Annotated in this window: 17 protein-coding genes; 12 read left to right on the forward strand and 5 right to left on the reverse strand. The window is 56.9% G+C overall.

The window, feature by feature from the left end:
* Position 1: 1 nt before the first annotated feature.
* The 3 genes from feoA to greB form a co-directional block, all read right to left on the reverse strand.
* Positions 2 to 229, reverse strand: a complete 228-nt coding sequence (feoA, locus tag AB1287_RS16215; protein ID WP_312629639.1) for a ferrous iron transporter A — start codon at positions 227 to 229, stop codon at positions 2 to 4.
* Positions 230 to 581: 352 nt separating this feature from the next.
* Positions 582 to 2,912 (reverse strand): Tex family protein, encoded by a 2,331-nt coding sequence (locus AB1287_RS16220; RefSeq protein WP_435618476.1) that lies wholly within the window; start codon positions 2,910 to 2,912, stop codon positions 582 to 584.
* 99 nt (positions 2,913 to 3,011) lie between these two features.
* A complete protein-coding gene (gene greB, locus AB1287_RS16225) occupies positions 3,012 to 3,485 on the reverse strand; it encodes a transcription elongation factor GreB (protein WP_097163422.1) in 474 nt (157 codons plus the stop codon).
* 226 nt (positions 3,486 to 3,711) lie between these two features.
* Between greB and ompR the strand changes: the two genes are divergently transcribed.
* Together ompR and envZ are read left to right on the forward strand one after the other, a co-directional pair.
* Entirely contained in the window at positions 3,712 to 4,431 is a 720-nt protein-coding gene (gene ompR, locus AB1287_RS16230) for an osmolarity response regulator transcription factor OmpR (protein WP_001157751.1), read from the forward strand.
* A complete protein-coding gene (gene envZ, locus AB1287_RS16235; protein ID WP_435618432.1) occupies positions 4,428 to 5,780 on the forward strand; it encodes a two-component system sensor histidine kinase EnvZ in 1,353 nt (450 codons plus the stop codon). The genes ompR and envZ overlap by 4 nt, the downstream gene beginning before the upstream one ends.
* A gap of 65 nt (positions 5,781 to 5,845) precedes the next feature.
* On the opposite strand, the gene AB1287_RS16240 is transcribed toward envZ, so the two are convergent.
* On the reverse strand, positions 5,846 to 7,327 hold the full coding sequence (locus tag AB1287_RS16240) for a PLP-dependent aminotransferase family protein (RefSeq protein ID WP_312629644.1): 1,482 nt from the start codon (positions 7,325 to 7,327) through the stop codon (positions 5,846 to 5,848).
* A gap of 114 nt (positions 7,328 to 7,441) precedes the next feature.
* Between AB1287_RS16240 and AB1287_RS16245 the strand changes: the two genes are divergently transcribed.
* Positions 7,442 to 8,707: a 4-aminobutyrate--2-oxoglutarate transaminase gene (locus AB1287_RS16245; RefSeq protein WP_435618433.1), complete on the forward strand. Its 1,266-nt coding sequence runs from the start codon at positions 7,442 to 7,444 to the stop codon at positions 8,705 to 8,707.
* Between the two features lie 205 nt (positions 8,708 to 8,912).
* The gene (locus AB1287_RS16250) at positions 8,913 to 10,010 is read left to right on the forward strand and encodes a branched-chain amino acid ABC transporter substrate-binding protein (RefSeq protein WP_312629646.1); all 1,098 of its coding nucleotides are present in this window, start codon (positions 8,913 to 8,915) and stop codon (positions 10,008 to 10,010) included.
* Positions 10,011 to 10,196: 186 nt separating this feature from the next.
* On the opposite strand, the gene panM is transcribed toward AB1287_RS16250, so the two are convergent.
* Positions 10,197 to 10,580, reverse strand: a complete 384-nt coding sequence (gene panM / locus AB1287_RS16255; RefSeq protein ID WP_312629648.1) for an aspartate 1-decarboxylase autocleavage activator PanM — start codon at positions 10,578 to 10,580, stop codon at positions 10,197 to 10,199.
* Between the two features lie 422 nt (positions 10,581 to 11,002).
* Here panM and livK point away from each other — a divergent pair, with 422 nt between their 5' ends.
* From livK to ugpE, 8 genes are all read left to right on the forward strand, one after another.
* On the forward strand, positions 11,003 to 12,112 hold the full coding sequence (livK, locus tag AB1287_RS16260; protein WP_435618434.1) for a high-affinity branched-chain amino acid ABC transporter substrate-binding protein LivK: 1,110 nt from the start codon (positions 11,003 to 11,005) through the stop codon (positions 12,110 to 12,112).
* Between the two features lie 184 nt (positions 12,113 to 12,296).
* Entirely contained in the window at positions 12,297 to 13,223 is a 927-nt protein-coding gene (gene livH, locus AB1287_RS16265) for a high-affinity branched-chain amino acid ABC transporter permease LivH (RefSeq protein ID WP_312629650.1), read from the forward strand.
* Positions 13,220 to 14,497 (forward strand): branched chain amino acid ABC transporter permease LivM, encoded by a 1,278-nt coding sequence (gene livM / locus AB1287_RS16270; RefSeq protein WP_312628394.1) that lies wholly within the window; start codon positions 13,220 to 13,222, stop codon positions 14,495 to 14,497. The genes livH and livM overlap by 4 nt, the downstream gene beginning before the upstream one ends.
* A complete protein-coding gene (gene livG, locus AB1287_RS16275; RefSeq protein WP_312628395.1) occupies positions 14,494 to 15,261 on the forward strand; it encodes a high-affinity branched-chain amino acid ABC transporter ATP-binding protein LivG in 768 nt (255 codons plus the stop codon). Before livM ends, livG begins: the two co-directional genes overlap by 4 nt.
* Before the next feature lies 1 nt (position 15,262).
* A complete protein-coding gene (livF, locus tag AB1287_RS16280) occupies positions 15,263 to 15,976 on the forward strand; it encodes a high-affinity branched-chain amino acid ABC transporter ATP-binding protein LivF (RefSeq protein WP_435618435.1) in 714 nt (237 codons plus the stop codon).
* A 333-nt stretch (positions 15,977 to 16,309) separates the two neighbouring features.
* On the forward strand, positions 16,310 to 17,626 hold the full coding sequence (gene ugpB, locus AB1287_RS16285; RefSeq protein ID WP_435618436.1) for a sn-glycerol-3-phosphate ABC transporter substrate-binding protein UgpB: 1,317 nt from the start codon (positions 16,310 to 16,312) through the stop codon (positions 17,624 to 17,626).
* Between the two features lie 167 nt (positions 17,627 to 17,793).
* Positions 17,794 to 18,681 (forward strand): sn-glycerol-3-phosphate ABC transporter permease UgpA, encoded by an 888-nt coding sequence (gene ugpA, locus AB1287_RS16290; protein WP_435618437.1) that lies wholly within the window; start codon positions 17,794 to 17,796, stop codon positions 18,679 to 18,681.
* Positions 18,678 to 19,523: a sn-glycerol-3-phosphate ABC transporter permease UgpE gene (gene ugpE / locus AB1287_RS16295; protein WP_312628399.1), complete on the forward strand. Its 846-nt coding sequence runs from the start codon at positions 18,678 to 18,680 to the stop codon at positions 19,521 to 19,523. Before ugpA ends, ugpE begins: the two co-directional genes overlap by 4 nt.
* Position 19,524: the final 1 nt, after the last annotated feature.

The raw sequence follows: 19,524 nt of genomic DNA on the forward strand, positions 1-19,524 counted from the left end.
ATTAACGGGGCAGCGTTTCAATTTCAATTAACGCAAGGTCTTTCTTACGTAATACGAGGCTGACGCGACGCGTTTCAATATGAACCGGATCGCCGAGCGGGGCGACGCGTACGACATGAAAGGACGAACCCGGCAGCATGCCGAGCGAAAGGAGTTTCTGCCGATAGGCCGGGCTGATATCGCGCGAAAACCCGGTGATCTTCCACGTGCTGTCTGGAGTGAATTGCATAAAGCCTGCTTGTGTCGTTAACCGAAAAATTCATTCACGCGTGCGGGGGCAGCGCGTAAAACCAACGATGATGCGAACAGGAAAAGGATAAAATATCTACAGTGACGATGATAATGAGAATGGTTTCCACCTTCAATCAATAAAATGTCAACAGATGTTCAGGACGTGAATAATTCATCCGGTGTTGACATGGCTCAATATTTATTGCGGCGGAAAGTGTTTTGCAAAATGCAGAATTGTTACCAAAGTGAAAATAAATGCTTTGATAATTCACCAAAGGGTAAAAAATTAGGGTGTTCCTGAGTTGAAATAAAAAGGCCCTCTGAAATAAGAGGGCCAGATAATATCAGGCTTATTTTTTCTTCATTGCCGCCGCGAGAGCGTCCATCATCGCGCTGTTGCCGGCAGGCTGCGCGTCACGCCCGCGAGGCTTCGCTGCTTTCGCTGCCGGACGGCCGTTTTGTTCACGATTGCTGCCGCCATTACCGCGGCGAGCGTTGGTATCGCCCGGTTGCTCATCAAGACGCATGGTCAGCGCGATGCGCTTACGCTGCAGATCGACCTCCAGCACTTTGACCTTCACGATGTCGCCCGCTTTCACGACGGTGTGCGGGTCTTCAACGAATTTGTCGGCCAGTGACGAAATATGAACAAGGCCGTCCTGATGCACGCCGATGTCCACAAAGGCGCCAAAGTTAGTCACGTTGGTGACCGCACCTTCGAGCACCATGCCCGGCAGCAGATCGTTCATCGTTTCCACGCCGTCGGCAAACTTCGCCGTTTTGAACTCAGGACGCGGGTCACGGCCTGGCTTCTCCAGCTCTTTGATGATGTCGGTGACCGTCGGCAGGCCGAAACGCTCGTCGGTAAAATCGACGGCTTTCACGTTGCGCAGTTCGCTGCTGTTACCCATCAGATCCTTCAGCGCCTGATGCGTGGCGGCGAGAATGCGTTCCACTACCGGATAGGCTTCCGGGTGAACGGTTGAGGCATCGAGCGGGTTGTCGCCGTGGTTGATGCGCAGGAAGCCCGCGCACTGCTCAAAGGCTTTCGGCCCGAGGCGGCTCACCTTCAGCAGCTGCTGGCGGTTCTGGAACTGACCGTTTTCATCACGCCAGGCCACGATGTTCTGCGCCATCATGCGCGTCAGGCCCGCCACGCGGGTCAGCAGCGGCACGGAAGCGGTGTTCAGATCCACGCCAACGGCGTTCACGCAGTCTTCTACTACCGCATCCAGCTTGCGCGCCAGCTGTGACTGGCTGACGTCGTGCTGATACTGGCCCACGCCGATGGATTTCGGATCGATCTTAACGAGTTCGGCCAACGGATCCTGCAAGCGACGGGCAATGGACACTGCACCACGGATGGAAACGTCCAGGTCCGGGAACTCCAGTGCTGCCAGTTCAGAAGCGGAGTAAACCGAAGCGCCCGCTTCGCTAACGATCACTTTCTGCGCGGTCACTTTCGGGAACTGCTTCTGCACGTCGAGGTAGAAACGCTCGGTTTCACGTGACGCGGTGCCGTTACCAATTGCCACCAGTTCGACGTTATGTTTTTCACATAGCGCTGCCACAGCAACCGCGGCTTTTGCGGCCTGGCCGGTGTGCGGGTAAATGGTGTCGGTGGCAACCAGCTTGCCGGTGCCGTCTACAACGGCGACTTTCACGCCGGTACGCAGGCCGGGATCCAGTCCCATGGTAGCGCGAAGGCCAGCAGGTGCCGCCATCAGCAGGTCGTGCAGGTTACGGGCAAAAACGTTAATCGCTTCATCTTCTGCGCGTTCGCGCACGGTGCCCATCAGTTCGGTTTCAAGGTGCATCAGCACTTTGATACGCCATGTCCAGCTCACCACGCCTTTGCGCCAGCTGTCCGCCGGGGCATTGTTCAGGCGCAGGCCGAGATGGTCAGCAATAATTTGTTCGCAGTGGCTCTCTTTTGGTGGTTCATCGAACTGCGGATCGGCATTCAGCGCCAGTTGCAGGATGCCTTCGTTGCGGCCACGGAACATCGCCAGCGCGCGGTGGGAAGGGGCGGTGGCAATCGGCTCGTGGTGGTCAAAGTAGTCGCGGAATTTCGCACCTTCCTCCTCTTTGCCGCTGACCACGGTCGCGACGAGATGGGCGTTCTTCCACAGGTAATCACGCACTTTTGCCAGCAGCTGTGCGTCTTCCGCGAAGCGTTCCATCAGGATGTAGCGCGCGCCGTCGAGGGCGGCTTTGGTATCGGCAACGCCGTTGTCGGCATTGATAAACTTCGCGGCTTCGTCTTCCGGCGAATGCGACGGCTCGTTCCACAGCAGATCGGCCAGCGGCTCCAGGCCTGCTTCAATCGCAATCTGCCCGCGGGTGCGGCGTTTAGGTTTGTAGGGCAGATAAAGGTCTTCGAGCTCGGTTTTGCTGAGCGTGCCGTTGATGGCTTTAGCCAGGTCGTCGGTCAGTTTGCCCTGCTCATCAATCGACTTCAGAATCGACTGGCGACGCTCTTCCAGCTCGCGCAGGTAGCCCAGACGGGTTTCCAGGTTACGCAGCTGCGTGTCATCAAGACCGCCGGTGACTTCCTTACGATAGCGTGCAATAAACGGCACGGTGTTCCCTTCATCAAGCAGGCGAACGGCAGCTTCTACCTGTTCGTTTCTGGCCTGAAGTTCACCCGCAATAATGCGGCAGAGCGAATCTTTCATCATGGCAATATTCATCTGGTGGAGTAAAAACAGGGGATAGTTATACGGATTGAGGGGCGAAAATGCCATCCCTCAACCCGTAATCAGAGTGTTCCGGGCGAGTTATTTGACGTACTCGATCTCGTTGACGTACCAGGTTGCTTCCCCGCCGGGCGTCTGTACCAGCGCCAGGTCGCCGACCTCTTTTTTCAGCAGCGCGCGGGCCATCGGCGAGTCGATAGAGATGTAATCTTTGCGGCCAAAGATCTCGTCATAGCCAACGATGCGAAAGCGCTTGGTATCGCCGTCGTCGTTTTCAATTTCGACCCAGGCACCAAAGAACACCTTGCCTTCCTGCTGCGGCGAATAATCGACAATTTTCAAATTTTCCAGGCACTTGGTCAGGTAACGAACCCGACGGTCGATCTCGCGCAGGCGTTTTTTGTTGTACTGATAATCAGCATTTTCGCTGCGATCGCCGAGGCTTGCCGCCCAGGTGACTTTTTTGGTGACTTCAGGACGTTCTTCGCGCCAGAGATAATCCAGCTCTTTCTTTAACTTCTCGTACCCTTCACGGGTGATTAGCGGCGTTTTCATTGTGATGCTACCTTGTGACTACCTGAGCTTGCGCACATTTTGCCTCACAGAACATCACAGGGGGTTAAAAAAGCGTATTCTGTGATGAAATGTACAGATAAGCTGCTGTTAAATATGCTTTGTAACAATTTCGGCTAGAATTTATACCAGATTTCACTGGAGCCTGGCCCGGGCTTTTTTGAGAATACGCACTCATATTGTTACGAACCTTCTGGGAGTAAAAACAATGCAAGAGAATTATAAGATTCTTGTTGTGGATGACGACATGCGCCTGCGTGCGCTGCTCGAGCGTTATCTGACCGAGCAAGGCTTCCAGGTTCGCAGCGTCGCTAACGCCGAACAAATGGACCGCCTGCTGACCCGTGAATCCTTCCACCTGATGGTGCTGGATCTCATGCTGCCTGGCGAAGATGGTCTTTCGATCTGCCGCCGCCTTCGCAGCCAGAGCAACCCAATGCCGATCATCATGGTAACGGCGAAGGGTGAAGAAGTTGATCGTATCGTGGGCCTGGAGATCGGCGCCGACGACTACATTCCAAAACCTTTCAACCCGCGTGAGCTGCTGGCCCGTATCCGCGCGGTGCTGCGTCGTCAGGCGAATGAACTGCCGGGCGCGCCTTCTCAGGAAGAAGCGGTGATCGCTTTCGGTAAGTTTAAGCTGAACCTTGGCACCCGTGAAATGTTCCGCGAAGATGAGCCAATGCCGCTCACCAGCGGTGAATTCGCCGTGCTGAAAGCGCTGGTCAGCCATCCGCGTGAGCCGCTCTCTCGCGATAAGCTGATGAACCTGGCGCGTGGTCGTGAGTATTCCGCAATGGAACGCTCCATCGACGTGCAGATTTCCCGCCTGCGTCGCATGGTGGAAGAAGATCCGGCGCACCCTCGCTACATTCAGACCGTGTGGGGTCTGGGCTACGTCTTCGTGCCGGACGGCTCTAAAGCATGAGGCGAATGCGCTTCTCGCCCCGAAGTTCGTTTGCCCGCACGCTGCTCTTAATCGTCACCTTGCTGTTCGTCAGCCTGGTGACGACGTATCTTGTGGTGCTGAACTTTGCGATTTTGCCGAGTCTTCAGCAGTTTAATAAGGTGCTGGCGTACGAAGTCCGTATGCTGATGACCGATAAACTGCAGCTTGAAGACGGCACTCAGCTGGTGGTGCCACCGGCGTTTCGGCGTGAGATTTACCGCGAGCTTGGCATTTCGCTTTATTCCGATGAAGCGGCAGAAGATGCCGGGCTGCGCTGGGCGCAGCATTACGAATTCTTAAGTCAGCAGATGGCACAGCAGCTGGGCGGCCCGACGGAAGTGCGCGTTGAGGTCAACAAAAGCTCGCCGGTCGTCTGGCTGAAAACCTGGCTGTCACCCAATATCTGGGTGCGCGTGCCGCTGACTGAAATCCATCAGGGCGACTTCTCGCCGCTGTTCCGCTACACCCTGGCGATTATGCTGCTGGCTATCGGGGGGGCGTGGCTGTTTATTCGTATTCAGAACCGACCCCTTGTCGACCTCGAACATGCCGCTTTACAGGTGGGCAAAGGGATTATTCCGCCGCCGCTGCGCGAATACGGCGCGTCGGAAGTGCGTTCAGTGACCAGGGCCTTCAACCATATGGCGGCGGGCGTGAAGCAGCTTGCCGATGACCGCACGCTGCTGATGGCGGGGGTGAGCCACGATCTGCGTACGCCGCTGACGCGTATTCGCCTCGCTACCGAGATGATGGGCGAGGAAGATGGTTATCTCGCCGAGTCCATCAACAAGGATATCGAAGAGTGCAACGCCATCATCGAGCAGTTTATCGACTACCTGCGCACCGGGCAGGAGATGCCGATGGAGCTGGCGGACCTCAATGCGGTGCTCGGCGAAGTGGTGGCGGCGGAAAGTGGCTACGAGCGTGAAATCGAAACGGATATGCAGCCAGGGGAAATTCCTGTGCGGATGCACCCGCTTTCGATTAAACGTGCGCTTGCCAACATGGTGGTCAACGCCGCCCGCTACGGCAACGGCTGGATCAAGGTCAGCAGTGGCAGCGAACACAACCGCGTGTGGTTCCAGGTGGAGGATGACGGCCCTGGCATCAAGCCGGAGCAGCGCAAGCACCTGTTCCAGCCGTTTGTCCGCGGCGACAGCGCGCGCAGCACCAGCGGCACCGGGCTGGGGCTGGCCATTGTGCAGCGCATTATCGACAACCATAACGGCCTGCTGGAGATTGATACCAGCAAGCGCGGCGGATTGTTGATTCGTGCGTGGCTGCCTGTACCGGTGATGCGAGCGTCCGGTAGCACTAAAGAGAGTTAACGCCCTGCCGAACTGTAGGTTGGGTAAGGCATCGCCGCCCGACACGTAAAGGAAAGCCCGACCATTTATTCCGTCGGGCTTTCGTCTTTTATACATGCCATCAGCACTTTGAATGCGCCTTCCATCTCCTCTTCACGCATTGCTGCAAAGCCCATCAACAGCCCGCGCTGGGTGGCCGCGTTCAGGTAATAGCGCGACAGAGGCCTCACGAGCACGCCTTTTTCGTTTGCCTTTTTTGCCAGCGCCACGTCGTCACAGTCAACGGCGAGCTTCAGCACCAGATGTAGCCCGGCGTTATCATTAAATTCGCTGAGCGCTTCCTTGCCGAGATAATCCGTGATGAGCCCCGCCAGCCGCTGACGCCGCCGGGCGTAGAGCAACCGCATGCGGCGAATGTGCGCGGTGTAATGCCCTTCGCGGATAAACAGCGCCAGCGCCTCCTGATCGAGCAACCTCCCGCTGCGATAGAGCTCGGCATGGGCGGTGCGCAATGCCTGCGCCAGCGGACGCGGGAGAACGACGTATCCCAGGCGCATGCCTGGCCACATCGTTTTGCTGAAGGTGCCGATGTAAATCACCGGCGCATCTTCCACCAGCCCCTGCAACGCCGGAATCGGCTGGCCGGAGAAGCGAAACTCACTGTCGTAATCGTCTTCCACAATCCAGCTGCCTGTCTGGCGGGCGAGGGCCAGCAGGCGCTGGCGACGCTCGAGGCTCATCACGCAGCCGAGCGGGTACTGGTGCGACGGCGTGACGAACATCAGGCGCGGCGGGTTGTCGCCGGGCTCGGGCGGATTCATGCCGCTGAGATCGACATCGATCGCCCGCAAATTCACACCGTTCATCTGCAATACGTTGCGAATTCCCCAGTAGGCGGGTTCTTCAATCCAGGCGCTGTCGCCGGGGTTGCACAGCATCCGTGAGACCAGGTCGATGGCCTGATGGATCCCTTCGGTGATGAGGATTTGATCCGGGCTGCATCGCACCGAGCGGGCTACGCGAAGGTACTCCATCAGCGCCTGTTGCAGTGCCAGGCTTCCGCCGGAAGGGCTATAGGAGAGCTGCATCGCCTGAGGTTTACGGCTGACGCGGGTGTGGATTTTGCGCAGCAGCGCGTGGGGAAACTCGTTGACGTCCGGCACGCCCGGCAAAAATGCGCCCCACTGGCGAGGGCTGGCGCTGCTGTGCGCCAGAAGCGCCTGACCCCGTTCAGAGAAGCTGGCGCTGGCCGGGGCGCTGCGGTGCTCTTCATGCATGCCGGTGGCGAAAAGCAGGGCATCCGGCACGGTTTTCGCCACAAAGGTGCCGCTGCCGGAGCGTGAAACAATGTAGCCTTCCGCCAGCAGCTGCTCATACACCGTCAGCACCGTGTTGCGAGACATCCGCAGCTGGCTGGCGAGATCGCGCGATGGCGGCAGTCGACTTTGCGGCGGCAGGCTGCCGTCCAGGATTGACAGGCGCACGGCGTTATACAACTTCTTGTGCAATTTATCGTCGGGTTGTTCATCCAGACGCAGCTGCAGGAGATCGCACACTAAAGAGCGCAATTGGATCCCTCAATTATTCAAAACTGGTACTCGATTATAGGACCGCTCAGGCAGTAAAACTATTGCATGTTTCAAAGTTGTTAACACAAACGAATCTGTGATGGGGTAAGGTCGATGAAAAACAATGAACTGAATCAGCGCCGTTTACAGGCGACACCGCGTGGTATTGGCGTCATGTGTGGCTTCTATGCCGAGAAAGCGGAAAACGCCACGCTGTGGGATGTGGAAGGCAACGAAGTGATTGATTTCGCGGCCGGGATCGCGGTGCTGAACACCGGTCATCGCCATCCAAAAATCGTCGCCGCGATTGAAAAGCAGCTTCAGGCGTTTACCCACACGGCCTACCAGATTGTCCCTTACGAAAGCTACGTTTCGCTGGCCGAGCGCATTAACGCTCGTGTGCCAGTGAACGGCCCGGCGAAAACAGCATTCTTCTCAACGGGTGCGGAAGCCGTTGAAAACGCGGTGAAGATTGCCCGCGCATACACCAAACGCCCGGGTCTCATCACCTTCGGCGGCGGCTTCCACGGTCGTACCTTTATGACGATGGCGCTGACCGGCAAAGTGGCGCCGTACAAAATCGGCTTTGGTCCTTTCCCGGGTTCTGTGTATCACGGCCAGTATCCGAATGCGGCCCATGGCGTGACCACGGAAGACGCGCTGAAAAGCCTGGATCGTATCTTTAAAGCGGACATCGCACCGGATCAGGTTGCGGCCATTATTCTCGAGCCCGTACAGGGTGAAGGCGGCTTCAACGTCGCACCTGCCGATTTCATGCAGGGCCTGCGTAAGCTGTGCGATACCCACGGCATTCTGCTGATTGCTGACGAAGTGCAGACCGGTTTTGCCCGTACCGGCAAGCTGTTTGCGATGGAGCATTACGATGTGAAGCCAGACCTGATGACCATGGCGAAAAGCCTGGCGGGCGGAATGCCGCTTTCTGCCGTCGCGGGCCGTGCGGAAGTGATGGATGCGCCAGCCCCGGGTGGCCTGGGTGGCACCTACGCGGGGAACCCGCTGGCGGTCGCTTCTGCGCACGCGGTGCTCGACATCATTGACGAAGAAAAACTCTGTTCCCGCGCATCCGAACTGGGTCACCACCTGGTGGAAGTGCTGAACAACGCTAAAGCTGATTGCCCTTATATCGTTGACGTACGCGCTCAGGGCTCGATGGTGGCGGTGGAGTTTAACGATCCGCAGACCGGCGCGCCGTCGCCGGAGTTTACCAAACAGGTGCAGGAGAAAGCGCTGAAAGAAGGCCTGCTGCTGCTGAGCTGTGGCGTCTACGGCAACGTTATCCGCTTCCTTTACCCTCTGACCATCCCTGAAGCCCAGTTCCGTAAGGCGCTGGAGATTATTCGACACTCCCTCAGCCGCTAATGGCTCGGCGCTCTTCGGAGCGCCTTTTTTTTGTCACGAATCTGTTACATAGCCCTCAAATTTCTGGTTCCAAAAGCAAAAAAATCGGGTATGTTTTTAGCAGAGTATGCTGCCATGGCGCGCACAGCAGACCGAAAACTGACATAAAGCGCTATATAACAACATCACAACAAAAGCACTCACCATAACAATGGGGAATCTCAGGATGAAAATGAAGGGTAAAGCATTACTGGCAGGATGTATTGCGCTGGCGTTCAGCTCAATGGCACAGGCCGACATTAAAGTGGCCGTTGTCGGCGCAATGTCCGGTCCGGTAGCGCAGTATGGCGATCAGGAATTCACCGGGGCTGAACAGGCCGTCGCCGATATTAATGCTAAGGGTGGCATCAAAGGCGAAAAAATCCAGATCGTAAAATATGACGATGCCTGCGACCCGAAACAGGCGGTAGCGGTAGCCAACAAAGTGGTTAACGACGGTATCAAATACGTGATCGGCCACCTGTGCTCCTCTTCCACCCAGCCTGCGTCTGACATCTACGAAGACGAAGGCATTCTGATGATCACCCCGGCGGCGACGGCGCCAGAGCTGACCGCCCGCGGCTACAACCTGATCCTGCGCACCACCGGTCTGGACTCCGACCAGGGCCCAACCGCCGCGAAATACATTCTGAATACTGTGAAGCCGAAGCGCATCGCGATTATTCATGACAAACAGCAGTACGGCGAAGGCCTGGCCCGCTCCGTTCAGGATGCGCTGAAGGGCAAAGCCAACGTGGTGTTCTTTGACGGTATCACCGCGGGTGAGAAAGATTTCTCCACGCTGGTGGCGCGCCTGAAAAAAGAGAACATCGATTTCGTTTACTACGGTGGTTATCACCCGGAAATGGGTCAGATCCTGCGCCAGTCTCGTGCAGCAGGCCTGAAAACCCAGTTCATGGGCCCGGAAGGCGTGGCGAACGTATCGTTGTCTAACATCGCGGGTGATTCTGCCGAAGGTCTGCTGGTGACCAAGCCGAAGAACTACGATCAGGTTCCGGCGAACAAACCTGTTGTGGATGCGATTAAGGCGAAGAAACAGGATCCAAGCGGTGCGTTCGTATGGACCACCTATGCGGCGCTGCAGTCACTGTCTGCCGGTCTGAACCAGAGCGACGATCCGGCGAAAATCGCCGAGTGGCTGAAGGCGAATAAAGTCGACACCGTCATGGGGCCGCTGACCTGGGATAAGAAAGGCGACCTGAAGGGTTTTGAGTTCGGCGTGTTTACCTGGCATGCCAACGGCACCGCGACCGACGCGAAATAAACAGCAAACGGCAACCTCTGGTTGCCGTTTTAGTGTTTGCACCCTCTCCCTCTGGGAGAGGGTCGGGGTAAGGGCATCAGACAACTCAGAACCCCTCTCCCGCAGGGAGAGGGAACCGGGCGGAGCTGATTAGGTATTCCCCCTGGACATGTAGGCCGGATAAGCGTCAGCGCCATCCGGCATTTTTTACCGCTTTTCCCATCCATTTCCCCGGGCCGTAAAGCCGATCGCCTGCATAAAAGCCGCCATCGCGTTGCGGTCTTCAACGCCGACGTCCGCCATCCACCAGCTGCTGATGTCAGGGTTTGTCCGGAGCACTTCTTCTATCAGATACTGCCCAACGCCACGGCGGCGCGTAATATCCCGAATGCGCAGGGAATCCAGTGCGCCCTGATTTTCTTTCATCGTGACGCGTACCGCGCCCAGCAGCCTTTCGTTAAAGCGTGCGGCGTAGATCCGGTGTTCCTCATCCATCTGCAAAGACGCGGCGGTGTACTCCGGCCAGATCTTACCCAGATCGATAATGTCCTGTTCGCTGAGTGCCGTCAGTCTGATGATCGTCAGTTTCATGTGAAGCCATCCTTAAAAATATTTTGCCCTGAGTTTATCGAATTTCTCGATCAACCGATTTCTATTTTCATGCTGAATGACAGGGGATTCGTTTTCATCGCCAAACGGTAGCAGAGCAATGCATCAGGGATCGAAAAACAGGCAGGATTTTACCCTGAAAGGTAGTGATTTATTCGGCTCTTTGTACCCTTATTTTATGCTGAAAACCGCGCTTATTTTTGTTTATCTCCGACAAAATACAGAATATTATCTTTGCTTAATCGACTGAAAAATAGAGATTTTAGTCAGATTGATGGCAAAAAGCATCGCTAAACCATTAAAGAGACTGGCAAAAATAGCGAAGTGCGATAAAAGTACAGAATGCTTTTTAACCAGAAAAATACAAAATTTATACAAATTACATCACGAGTGGGGACTGAATAATGAAACGGAATGCAAAAACATTGATTGCGGGAATGGTTGCGTTGGCAATGACGCAGTCTGCTTTCGCAAAAGACATTAAGGTTGCGGTGATTGGCGCGATGTCCGGCCCGGTCGCACAGTGGGGCGACATGGAATTCAACGGCGCGCGCCAGGCGATCAAGGACATCAACGCCAAAGGTGGGATCAAAGGCGACAAGCTGGTTGCCGTGGAATATGACGACGCCTGCGATCCAAAACAGGCCGTGGCGGTTGCCAACAAAGTGGTTAATAACGGCATTAAATACGTGATCGGCCACCTCTGCTCTTCCTCAACGCAGCCTGCTTCTGACATCTACGAAGATGAAGGCATTCTGATGATCACGCCGGGCGCAACCAATCCAGAGCTGACCCAGCGCGGCTACCAGTACATCATGCGTACCGCGGGCCTCGACTCCTCCCAGGGGCCGACTGCTGCGAAATACATCCTGGATAAAGTGAAGCCACAGCGCATCGCTATCATCCACGACAAACAGCAGTACGGCGAAGGCCTGGCGCGCTCCGTTCAGGACAACCTGAAGAAAGCAGGCGCCAACGTGGTGTTCTTCGACGGCATTACCGCCGGGGAGAAAGACTTCTCCGCGCTGGTGGCGCGTCTGCAAAAAGAAAATATCGACTTCGTTTACTACGGCGGCTACTACCCGGAAATGGGGCAGATCCTGCGTCAGGCTCGTTCCGTTGGCCTGAAAACCCAGTTTATGGGTCCGGAAGGCGTGGGTAATGCGTCACTCTCCAACATCGCGGGCGCAGCGGGTGAAGGCATGCTGGTGACAATGCCGAAACGCTATGACCAGGATCCGGCAAACAAAGGCATCGTCGATGCGCTGAAAGCCGAGAAGAAAGATCCGAGCGGCCCGTACGTGTGGATCACCTATGCCGCCGTGCAGTCTCTGGCGACCGCTATGGACCGCACCGGCAGCCAGGATCCACTGGCGCTGATCAAAGATTTGAAAGAACACGGAGCAAAAACCGTGATTGGGCCGCTGAACTGGGATGAGAAAGGCGATCTGAAGGGATTTGAGTTTGGTGTCTTCCAGTGGAACGCGGACGGTTCGTCCACCGTGGCTAAATAAGAAGAAGACGAGTTTAGCCTAAATAATTCGAGTCGCAGAAAGGCGGCAAGAGAGTGAGTCCTCAGGAGCTTACCACAGTAAGTGACTGGGGTGAGCTCACGCAGCCAACGCATCTGTGGCTTGAAGAATAACGGCTAATCCCTCCGCCCGATTACCTGCCGGGTGGATATGAAAAGGTTACCTTATGTCAGAGCAGTTTCTTTATTTTCTCCAGCAGATGTTCAACGGCGTCACGCTGGGCAGCACCTACGCGCTGATTGCCATTGGCTACACCATGGTTTACGGCATTATCGGGATGATCAACTTCGCCCATGGCGAGGTGTATATGATTGGCAGCTACGTGTCGTTCATGATCATCGCCGCCTTAATGATGATGGGCATCGACACCAGCTGGCTGCTGGTCGGCGCCGGGTTCGTGGGCGCGATTGTCATCGCCAGCGCCTACGGCTGGAGCATCGAACGGGTAGCCTATCGCCCGGTGCGCAGCTCCAAGCGCCTGATTGCTCTGATCTCCGCCATCGGGATGTCCATCTTCCTGCAAAACTACGTCAGCCTGACGGAAGGTTCGCGCGACATCGCACTGCCGAGCCTCTTCAACGGCCAGTGGATTGTGGGCGCGAGCGATAACTTCTCGGCTTCTATTACCACCATGCAGCTGGTTATCTGGATTGTCACCTTCGTGGCGATGCTGGCGCTGACGCTGTTTATCCGCTACTCCCGCATGGGCCGCGCGTGCCGCGCCTGTGCTGAAGATCTGAAAATGGCGAGCCTGCTCGGCATCAACACCGACCGCGTTATCGCCCTGACGTTTGTTATCGGTGCGGCAATGGCGGCGGTCGCGGGCGTGCTGCTCGGTCAGTTCTATGGCGTGATTAATCCGTACATCGGCTTTATGGCCGGGATGAAAGCCTTCACCGCCGCGGTTCTTGGCGGTATCGGCAGCATTCCTGGTGCGATGATTGGCGGCCTGATTCTGGGCGTCGCCGAAGCGCTGTCCTCCGCTTACCTGAGTACCGAATACAAAGACGTGGTGTCGTTCGCGCTGCTGATCGTGGTGCTGCTGGTGATGCCGACCGGGATCCTGGGTCGTCCGGAGGTAGAGAAAGTATGAAACCGATGCATTTTGCGATGGCGCTGCTCTCGGCCGCCATGTTCTTCGTGCTGGCGGGCGTCTTTATGGGCGTTCAGCTGGAGCTGAGCGGCACAAAGTTGGTGGTCGATACCGCCGCCGATATCCGCTGGCAGTGGATTTTTATTGGCACCGCCGTGGTCTTCTTCTTCCAGCTGCTGCGCCCGATTTTCCAGAAGAGCCTGAAAAGCGTTTCCGGGCCGAAGTTTGTCCTGCCGGCGATTGACGGTTCCACCGTTAAGCAGAAGCTGTTCCTGATTGCGCTGCTGGTGATTGCCGTAGCCTGGCCGTTTATGGTATCCCGCGGGACGGTAGACATCGCCACCCTGACGATGATCTACATCATTCTTGGCCTCGGCCTGAACGTCGTTGTCGGTCTGTCTGGCCTGCTGGTGCTCGGCTACGGTGGTTTCTACGCCATCGGTGCGTACACCTTTGCGCTGCTGAATCACTATTACGGGCTGGGCTTCTGGACCTGTCTGCCGCTGGCGGGCCTGGTATCGGCTGCGGCAGGTTTCCTGCTTGGCTTCCCGGTGCTGCGTCTGCGCGGTGACTATCTGGCGATCGTGACCCTCGGTTTCGGTGAAATCGTGCGTATTTTGCTGCTGAACAACACCGAAGTGACCGGTGGCCCGAACGGCATCAGCCAGATTCCGAAACCGACGCTGTTTGGCCTCGAGTTCAGCCGTACCGCGCGTGAAGGCGGTTGGGATACCTTCAGCAATTTCTTCCACGTAAAGTATGACCCGAACGACCGCGTGATTTTCCTCTACCTGGTGGCGCTGCTGCTGGTGGTGCTGACGCTGTTCGTGATCAATCGCCTGCTGCGCATGCCGTTGGGCCGCGCCTGGGAAGCACTGCGTGAAGATGAAATTGCCTGCCGCTCGCTGGGTTTAAGTCCGACGCGCATCAAGCTGACGGCGTTCACCATCAGCGCCGCGTTTGCCGGATTTGCGGGAACGCTGTTCGCCGCCCGCCAGGGCTTCGTCAGCCCCGAGTCGTTCACTTTTGCCGAATCGGCGTTTGTGCTGGCGATTGTGGTGCTTGGCGGGATGGGCTCGCAGTTCGCGGTGATTCTGGCAGCCGTTTTGCTGGTGGTGTCGCGCGAGCTGATGCGTGATTTCAACGAATACAGCATGTTAATGCTGGGTGGTTTGATGGTTCTGATGATGATCTGGCGTCCACAAGGCTTGCTGCCGATGACCCGTCCACAGCTGAAACTGAAAAACGGGCAGACCAAAGGAGAGCAGGCATGAGTCAGCCATTATTATCCGTTAACGGTTTGATGATGCGTTTTGGCGGCCTGCTGGCGGTCAATAACGTCAACCTCGACCTGCACCCGCAGGAAATCGTCTCACTGATTGGCCCGAACGGCGCGGGCAAAACGACGGTGTTTAACTGCCTCACCGGTTTTTATAAGCCGACGGGCGGCAGCATCATGCTGCGCGATAAGCATCTGGAAGGCCTGCCGGGCCAGCAGATTGCGCAAATGGGCGTGGTGCGTACCTTCCAGCACGTGCGCCTGTTCCGCGAAATGACGGTAATTGAGAACCTGCTGGTGGCGCAGCATCAGCAGCTGAAAACCGGCGTGTTCTCCGGTCTGCTGAAAACCCCGGCGTTTCGTCGTGCGCAGAGCGAAGCACTGGACAGGGCCGCCACCTGGCTTGAGCGTATTGGTCTGCTCACGCACGCCAACCGTCAGGCGAGCAACCTGGCCTACGGCGACCAGCGTCGTCTGGAAATTGCGCGCTGCATGGTGACGCAGCCAGAAATTCTGATGCTGGATGAACCGGCGGCGGGGCTGAACCCGAAGGAAACCAAAGAGCTGGATGAGCTGATTGCCGAGCTGCGCAGCCATCACAACACCACCATTCTGCTGATTGAACACGACATGAAGCTGGTGATGGGCATTTCCGATCGCATTTACGTGGTGAATCAGGGCACGCCGCTGGCGAACGGCACGCCGGAAGAGATCCGCAATAACCCTGACGTAATACGTGCTTATCTGGGCGAGGCTTAAAATGGAAAAAGTGATGTTGTCTTTTGACAAAGTCAGCGCCCACTACGGCAAAATTCAGGCGCTGCATGAAGTCAGCCTGCATATCAATCAGGGCGAGATCGTTACCCTGATTGGTGCCAACGGCGCAGGCAAAACGACGCTGCTCGGCACCCTTTGCGGCGATCCGCGCGCCACCAGCGGTCGCGTGACCTTTGATGGCAAAGATATTACCGACTGGCAGACCGCAAAAATCATGCGTGAAGCCGTGGCGATCGTGCCGGAAGGGCGTCGTGTGTTTTCGCGCATGACCGTGGAAGAGAACCTGGCGATGGGGGGCTTCTTCGCCGACCGCAGCCAGTATCAGGACCGTATCAAGTGGGTCTACGAACTGTTCCCACGCCTGTGGGAGCGCCGTATTCAGCGTGCGGGTACGATGTCCGGCGGCGAGCAGCAGATGCTGGCGATTGGTCGTGCGCTGATGAGCCAGCCGCGTCTGCTGCTGCTGGACGAGCCGTCGCTGGGCCTCGCGCCAATCATCATTCAGCAGATTTTTGACACCATCGAACAGCTGCGTAAAGAAGGGATGACTATCTTCCTCGTTGAGCAGAACGCCAACCAGGCGCTGAAGCTTGCCGATCGCGGCTACGTGCTGGAGAACGGCCACGTGGTGCTATCCGATACCGGCGATGCGCTGCTGGCGAACGAAGCGGTACGGAGTGCCTATTTAGGCGGGTAATAAAAGCAAAACGGCAACCTCGGTTGCCGTTTTTAATGTTTGCACCCTCTCCCTGTGGGAGAGGGGTGGGGTGAGGGCATCAGGCCACTCCGTCTTTCTTTCCCCTATCCCCAAAGGGGCGAGGGAACAGATCGAGCAGGCCGGGTAAGGCGAAGCCCGCCACCTGGCTTTTTGTACATCAACCCCCTTCACACAACCATCATCCCCCTGACGCCTTGCTGTCATTTAGCTGTAAACAAACAGTTATTTTTCTGTCATTCGCGCATGTCATGTTACCTCGCGAGCATAAAACGCGTGATTTCGCGCATCCGGCACAACAAGAGAGATAACCGAATGACATCGTTACGACACACCGCTTTAGCCGTCACGCTGGGACTGGCGTTTGCCTCTCAGGCGATGGCTGTCACCACCGTTCCGTTCTGGCATTCCATGGAGGGAGAACTGGGGAAAGAAGTTGATTCTCTGGCGCAGCGTTTCAACGACGCGCACCCTGATTACAAAATTGTGCCGGTCTACAAAGGCAACTATGAGCAGAGCCTGGCGGCGGGTATCGCTGCGTTCCGCACCGGCAACGCCCCCGCTATTTTACAGGTTTACGAAGTTGGCACGGCGACCATGATGGCGTCGAAAGCCATCAAGCCCGTCTACGAAGTCTTTACCGATGCGGGCATCAAGTTTGACGAGTCGCAGTTCGTGCCGACCGTCTCCGGTTACTACACCGATTCTAAGACCGGACACCTGCTGAGCCAGCCATTTAACAGCTCCACGCCGGTGCTCTACTACAACAAAGACGCCTTCAAAAAGGCCGGTTTAGATCCAGAGCAGCCGCCGAAAACCTGGCAGGATCTGGCGGCGTACACCGCGAAGCTGAAAGCAGCCGGAATGAAGTGCGGCTACGCCAGCGGCTGGCAGGGTTGGATCCAGCTGGAAAACTTCAGCGCCTGGAATGGCCTGCCGATCGCCACCCAAAACAACGGCTTCGATGGCACCAATGCGGTGCTGGAATTCAACAAGCCGGAACAGGTAAAGCATATCGCCATGCTGGAAGCACTGAACAAGAAGGGCGATTTCAGCTACTTCGGGCGTAAAGATGAATCCACCGAGAAGTTCTATAACGGCGACTGCGCCATAACGACCGCTTCTTCCGGCTCGCTGGCAGATATTCGTCAATACGCCAAATTCAACTATGGCGTGGGCATGATGCCTTACGACGCTGATGCCAAAGGCGCACCGCAGAACGCCATTATCGGCGGAGCGAGCCTGTGGGTGATGCAGGGCAAGGACAAAGAGACCTATAAGGGCGTGGCGGAGTTCCTCGATTTCCTGACCAGGCCGGAAATTGCGGCCGAATGGCACCAGAAAACCGGCTATCTGCCAATCACCAAAGCGGCGTATGACCTGACCCGCCAGCAGGGCTTCTATTACAAGAATCCGGGCGCGGATATCGCCACTCGTCAGATGCTAAACAAGCCGCCGTTGCCGTTCACCAAAGGCCTGCGTCTGGGCAATATGCCGCAGATTCGCACCATCGTGGATGAAGAGCTGGAAAGCGTCTGGACCGGCAAGAAAACGCCACAGCAGGCGCTGGATTCTGCGGTAGAACGCGGTAACCAGCTGCTGCGTCGTTTTGAGCAGTCGACGAAGTCTTAATTGAGTTTCACCCTCTCCCTAACCCTCTCCCGGAGGGAGAGGGAATCTGTTCGGTGCTTTCTTTTTCCCTATGGGGGAGAAGACTCGTTCGGAGCCGTCTTTCTCCCTCTCCCTTTGGGAGAGGGCCGGGGAGAGGGGAACATGGCACATCTATTTTGAGCAAACCTATGTCCTCATCCCGTCCGGTGTTCCGTTCGCGCTGGCTGCCGTATTTGCTGGTCGCGCCACAGCTGGTCATCACCGTTATCTTCTTTATCTGGCCTGCGGGCGAAGCGCTGTGGTACTCGCTGCAAAGCGTCGATCCGTTTGGGCTTTCCAGCCAGTTTGTCGGCATGGACAACTTTATCGCCCTGTTCCACGACGGCTATTACCTCGATGCTTTCTGGACCACCATCAGGTTCAGCGGCCTGGTGACGGTGAGCGGCCTGCTGGTGTCGCTGTTCTTCGCGGCGCTTGTGGATTACGTGATACGCGGCAGCCGTATTTACCAGACGCTGATGCTGCTGCCTTATGCCGTGGCGCCTGCCATCGCCGCCGTACTGTGGATTTTCCTCTTTAACCCGGGGCGCGGCCTGATTACCCACTGGCTGGAGCTGATGGGCTACAGCTGGAACCACGCGCAGAACAGCGGCCAGGCGATGTTCCTGGTGGTATTCGCCTCGGTATGGAAGCAGATCAGCTACAACTTCCTGTTCTTCTTCGCTGCGCTGCAGTCCATTCCCCGTTCTCTGGTGGAGGCCGCCGCCATTGACGGTGCGGGCCCGGTTCGGCGCTTCTTCTCTATTGCCCTGCCGCTGATTGCCCCGGTGAGCTTCTTCCTGCTGGTGGTCAATCTGGTGTACGCCTTCTTCGATACCTTCCCGGTGATCGACGCGGCCACCGCGGGCGGCCCGGTGCAGGCCACCACCACGCTTATCTACAAAATTTATCGCGAAGGCTTTGCCGGACTCGACCTGTCGGCCTCTGCCGCGCAGTCGGTGGTGCTGATGGGGCTGGTGATTGTGCTGACGGTGGTTCAGTTCCGCTATGTGGAAAGTAAGGTGCGCTACCAATGATTGAACATCGTCGCGGGCTGACCTGGTTCAGCCACATTATGTTGATTCTGGGGATCGCGGTGATCCTCTTTCCGCTGTACGTCGCGTTTGTGGCGGCAACGCTGGATGACAAAGCCGTTTTCGCCACGCCGATGACGCTGCTGCCCGGTTCGCACCTGCTGGAGAACATGAAAACCATCTGGCTGCAGGGCGTGGGGGCCAACAGCGCGCCGTTCTGGCTGATGCTGCTCAACAGCTTCATCATGGCGCTCACCATCACGGTGGGCAAAATCGCGGTGTCGATGCTGTCGGCATTCGCCATCGTCTGGTTCCGCTTCCCGCTGCGTAACCTGTTCTTCTGGATGATTTTTATCACCCTGATGCTGCCGGTTGAGGTGCGTATTTTCCCGACGGTGGAGGTGATCGCCAGCCTCAAGCTTCTCGACAGCTACACCGGACTGACGCTGCCGCTGATGGCGTCGGCCACCGCCACCTTCCTGTTCCGCCAGTTCTTTATGACGCTGCCGGATGAACTGATGGAAGCTGCGCGCATTGACGGCGCTTCGCCGATGCGCTTTTTCCGCGACATCGTGCTGCCGCTGTCGAAAACCAACCTTGCGGCGCTGTTCGTGATCACCTTTATCTACGGCTGGAATCAGTACCTGTGGCCGCTGCTTATCGTCACCGACGTCAATCTCGGCACGGCGGTGGCGGGCATCAAAGGCATGATCGCCACCGGCGAAGGCACCACGGCGTGGAACCAGGTGATGGCGGCGATGCTGCTGACGCTGATCCCGCCCGTTATTATCGTTTTAGCCATGCAGCGCGCGTTTGTCCGCGGCCTGGTCGACAGTGAGAAATAAG

This window comes from Scandinavium sp. UTDF21-P1B, assembly GCF_040750395.1.
Classification (GTDB): domain Bacteria; phylum Pseudomonadota; class Gammaproteobacteria; order Enterobacterales; family Enterobacteriaceae; genus Scandinavium.

Bases quoted from the DNA above. Each gene is read 5' to 3' on its own strand.
- livF (WP_435618435.1), top strand. From the start codon at position 15,263: ATGGAAAAAGTGATGTTGTCTTTTGACAAAGTCAGCGCCCACTACGGC.
- ugpA (WP_435618437.1), top strand. From the start codon at position 17,794: ATGTCCTCATCCCGTCCGGTGTTCCGTTCGCGCTGGCTGCCGTATTTG.
- livM (WP_312628394.1), top strand. From the start codon at position 13,220: ATGAAACCGATGCATTTTGCGATGGCGCTGCTCTCGGCCGCCATGTTC.
- panM (WP_312629648.1), bottom strand. From the start codon at position 10,580: ATGAAACTGACGATCATCAGACTGACGGCACTCAGCGAACAGGACATT.
- AB1287_RS16220 (WP_435618476.1), bottom strand. From the start codon at position 2,912: ATGATGAAAGATTCGCTCTGCCGCATTATTGCGGGTGAACTTCAGGCC.
- livG (WP_312628395.1), top strand. From the start codon at position 14,494: ATGAGTCAGCCATTATTATCCGTTAACGGTTTGATGATGCGTTTTGGC.
- ugpE (WP_312628399.1), top strand. From the start codon at position 18,678: ATGATTGAACATCGTCGCGGGCTGACCTGGTTCAGCCACATTATGTTG.
- livK (WP_435618434.1), top strand. From the start codon at position 11,003: ATGAAACGGAATGCAAAAACATTGATTGCGGGAATGGTTGCGTTGGCA.
- ugpB (WP_435618436.1), top strand. From the start codon at position 16,310: ATGACATCGTTACGACACACCGCTTTAGCCGTCACGCTGGGACTGGCG.
- greB (WP_097163422.1), bottom strand. From the start codon at position 3,485: ATGAAAACGCCGCTAATCACCCGTGAAGGGTACGAGAAGTTAAAGAAA.
- AB1287_RS16250 (WP_312629646.1), top strand. From the start codon at position 8,913: ATGAAAATGAAGGGTAAAGCATTACTGGCAGGATGTATTGCGCTGGCG.
- feoA (WP_312629639.1), bottom strand. From the start codon at position 229: ATGCAATTCACTCCAGACAGCACGTGGAAGATCACCGGGTTTTCGCGC.
- ompR (WP_001157751.1), top strand. From the start codon at position 3,712: ATGCAAGAGAATTATAAGATTCTTGTTGTGGATGACGACATGCGCCTG.
- envZ (WP_435618432.1), top strand. From the start codon at position 4,428: ATGAGGCGAATGCGCTTCTCGCCCCGAAGTTCGTTTGCCCGCACGCTG.
- livH (WP_312629650.1), top strand. From the start codon at position 12,297: ATGTCAGAGCAGTTTCTTTATTTTCTCCAGCAGATGTTCAACGGCGTC.
- AB1287_RS16245 (WP_435618433.1), top strand. From the start codon at position 7,442: ATGAAAAACAATGAACTGAATCAGCGCCGTTTACAGGCGACACCGCGT.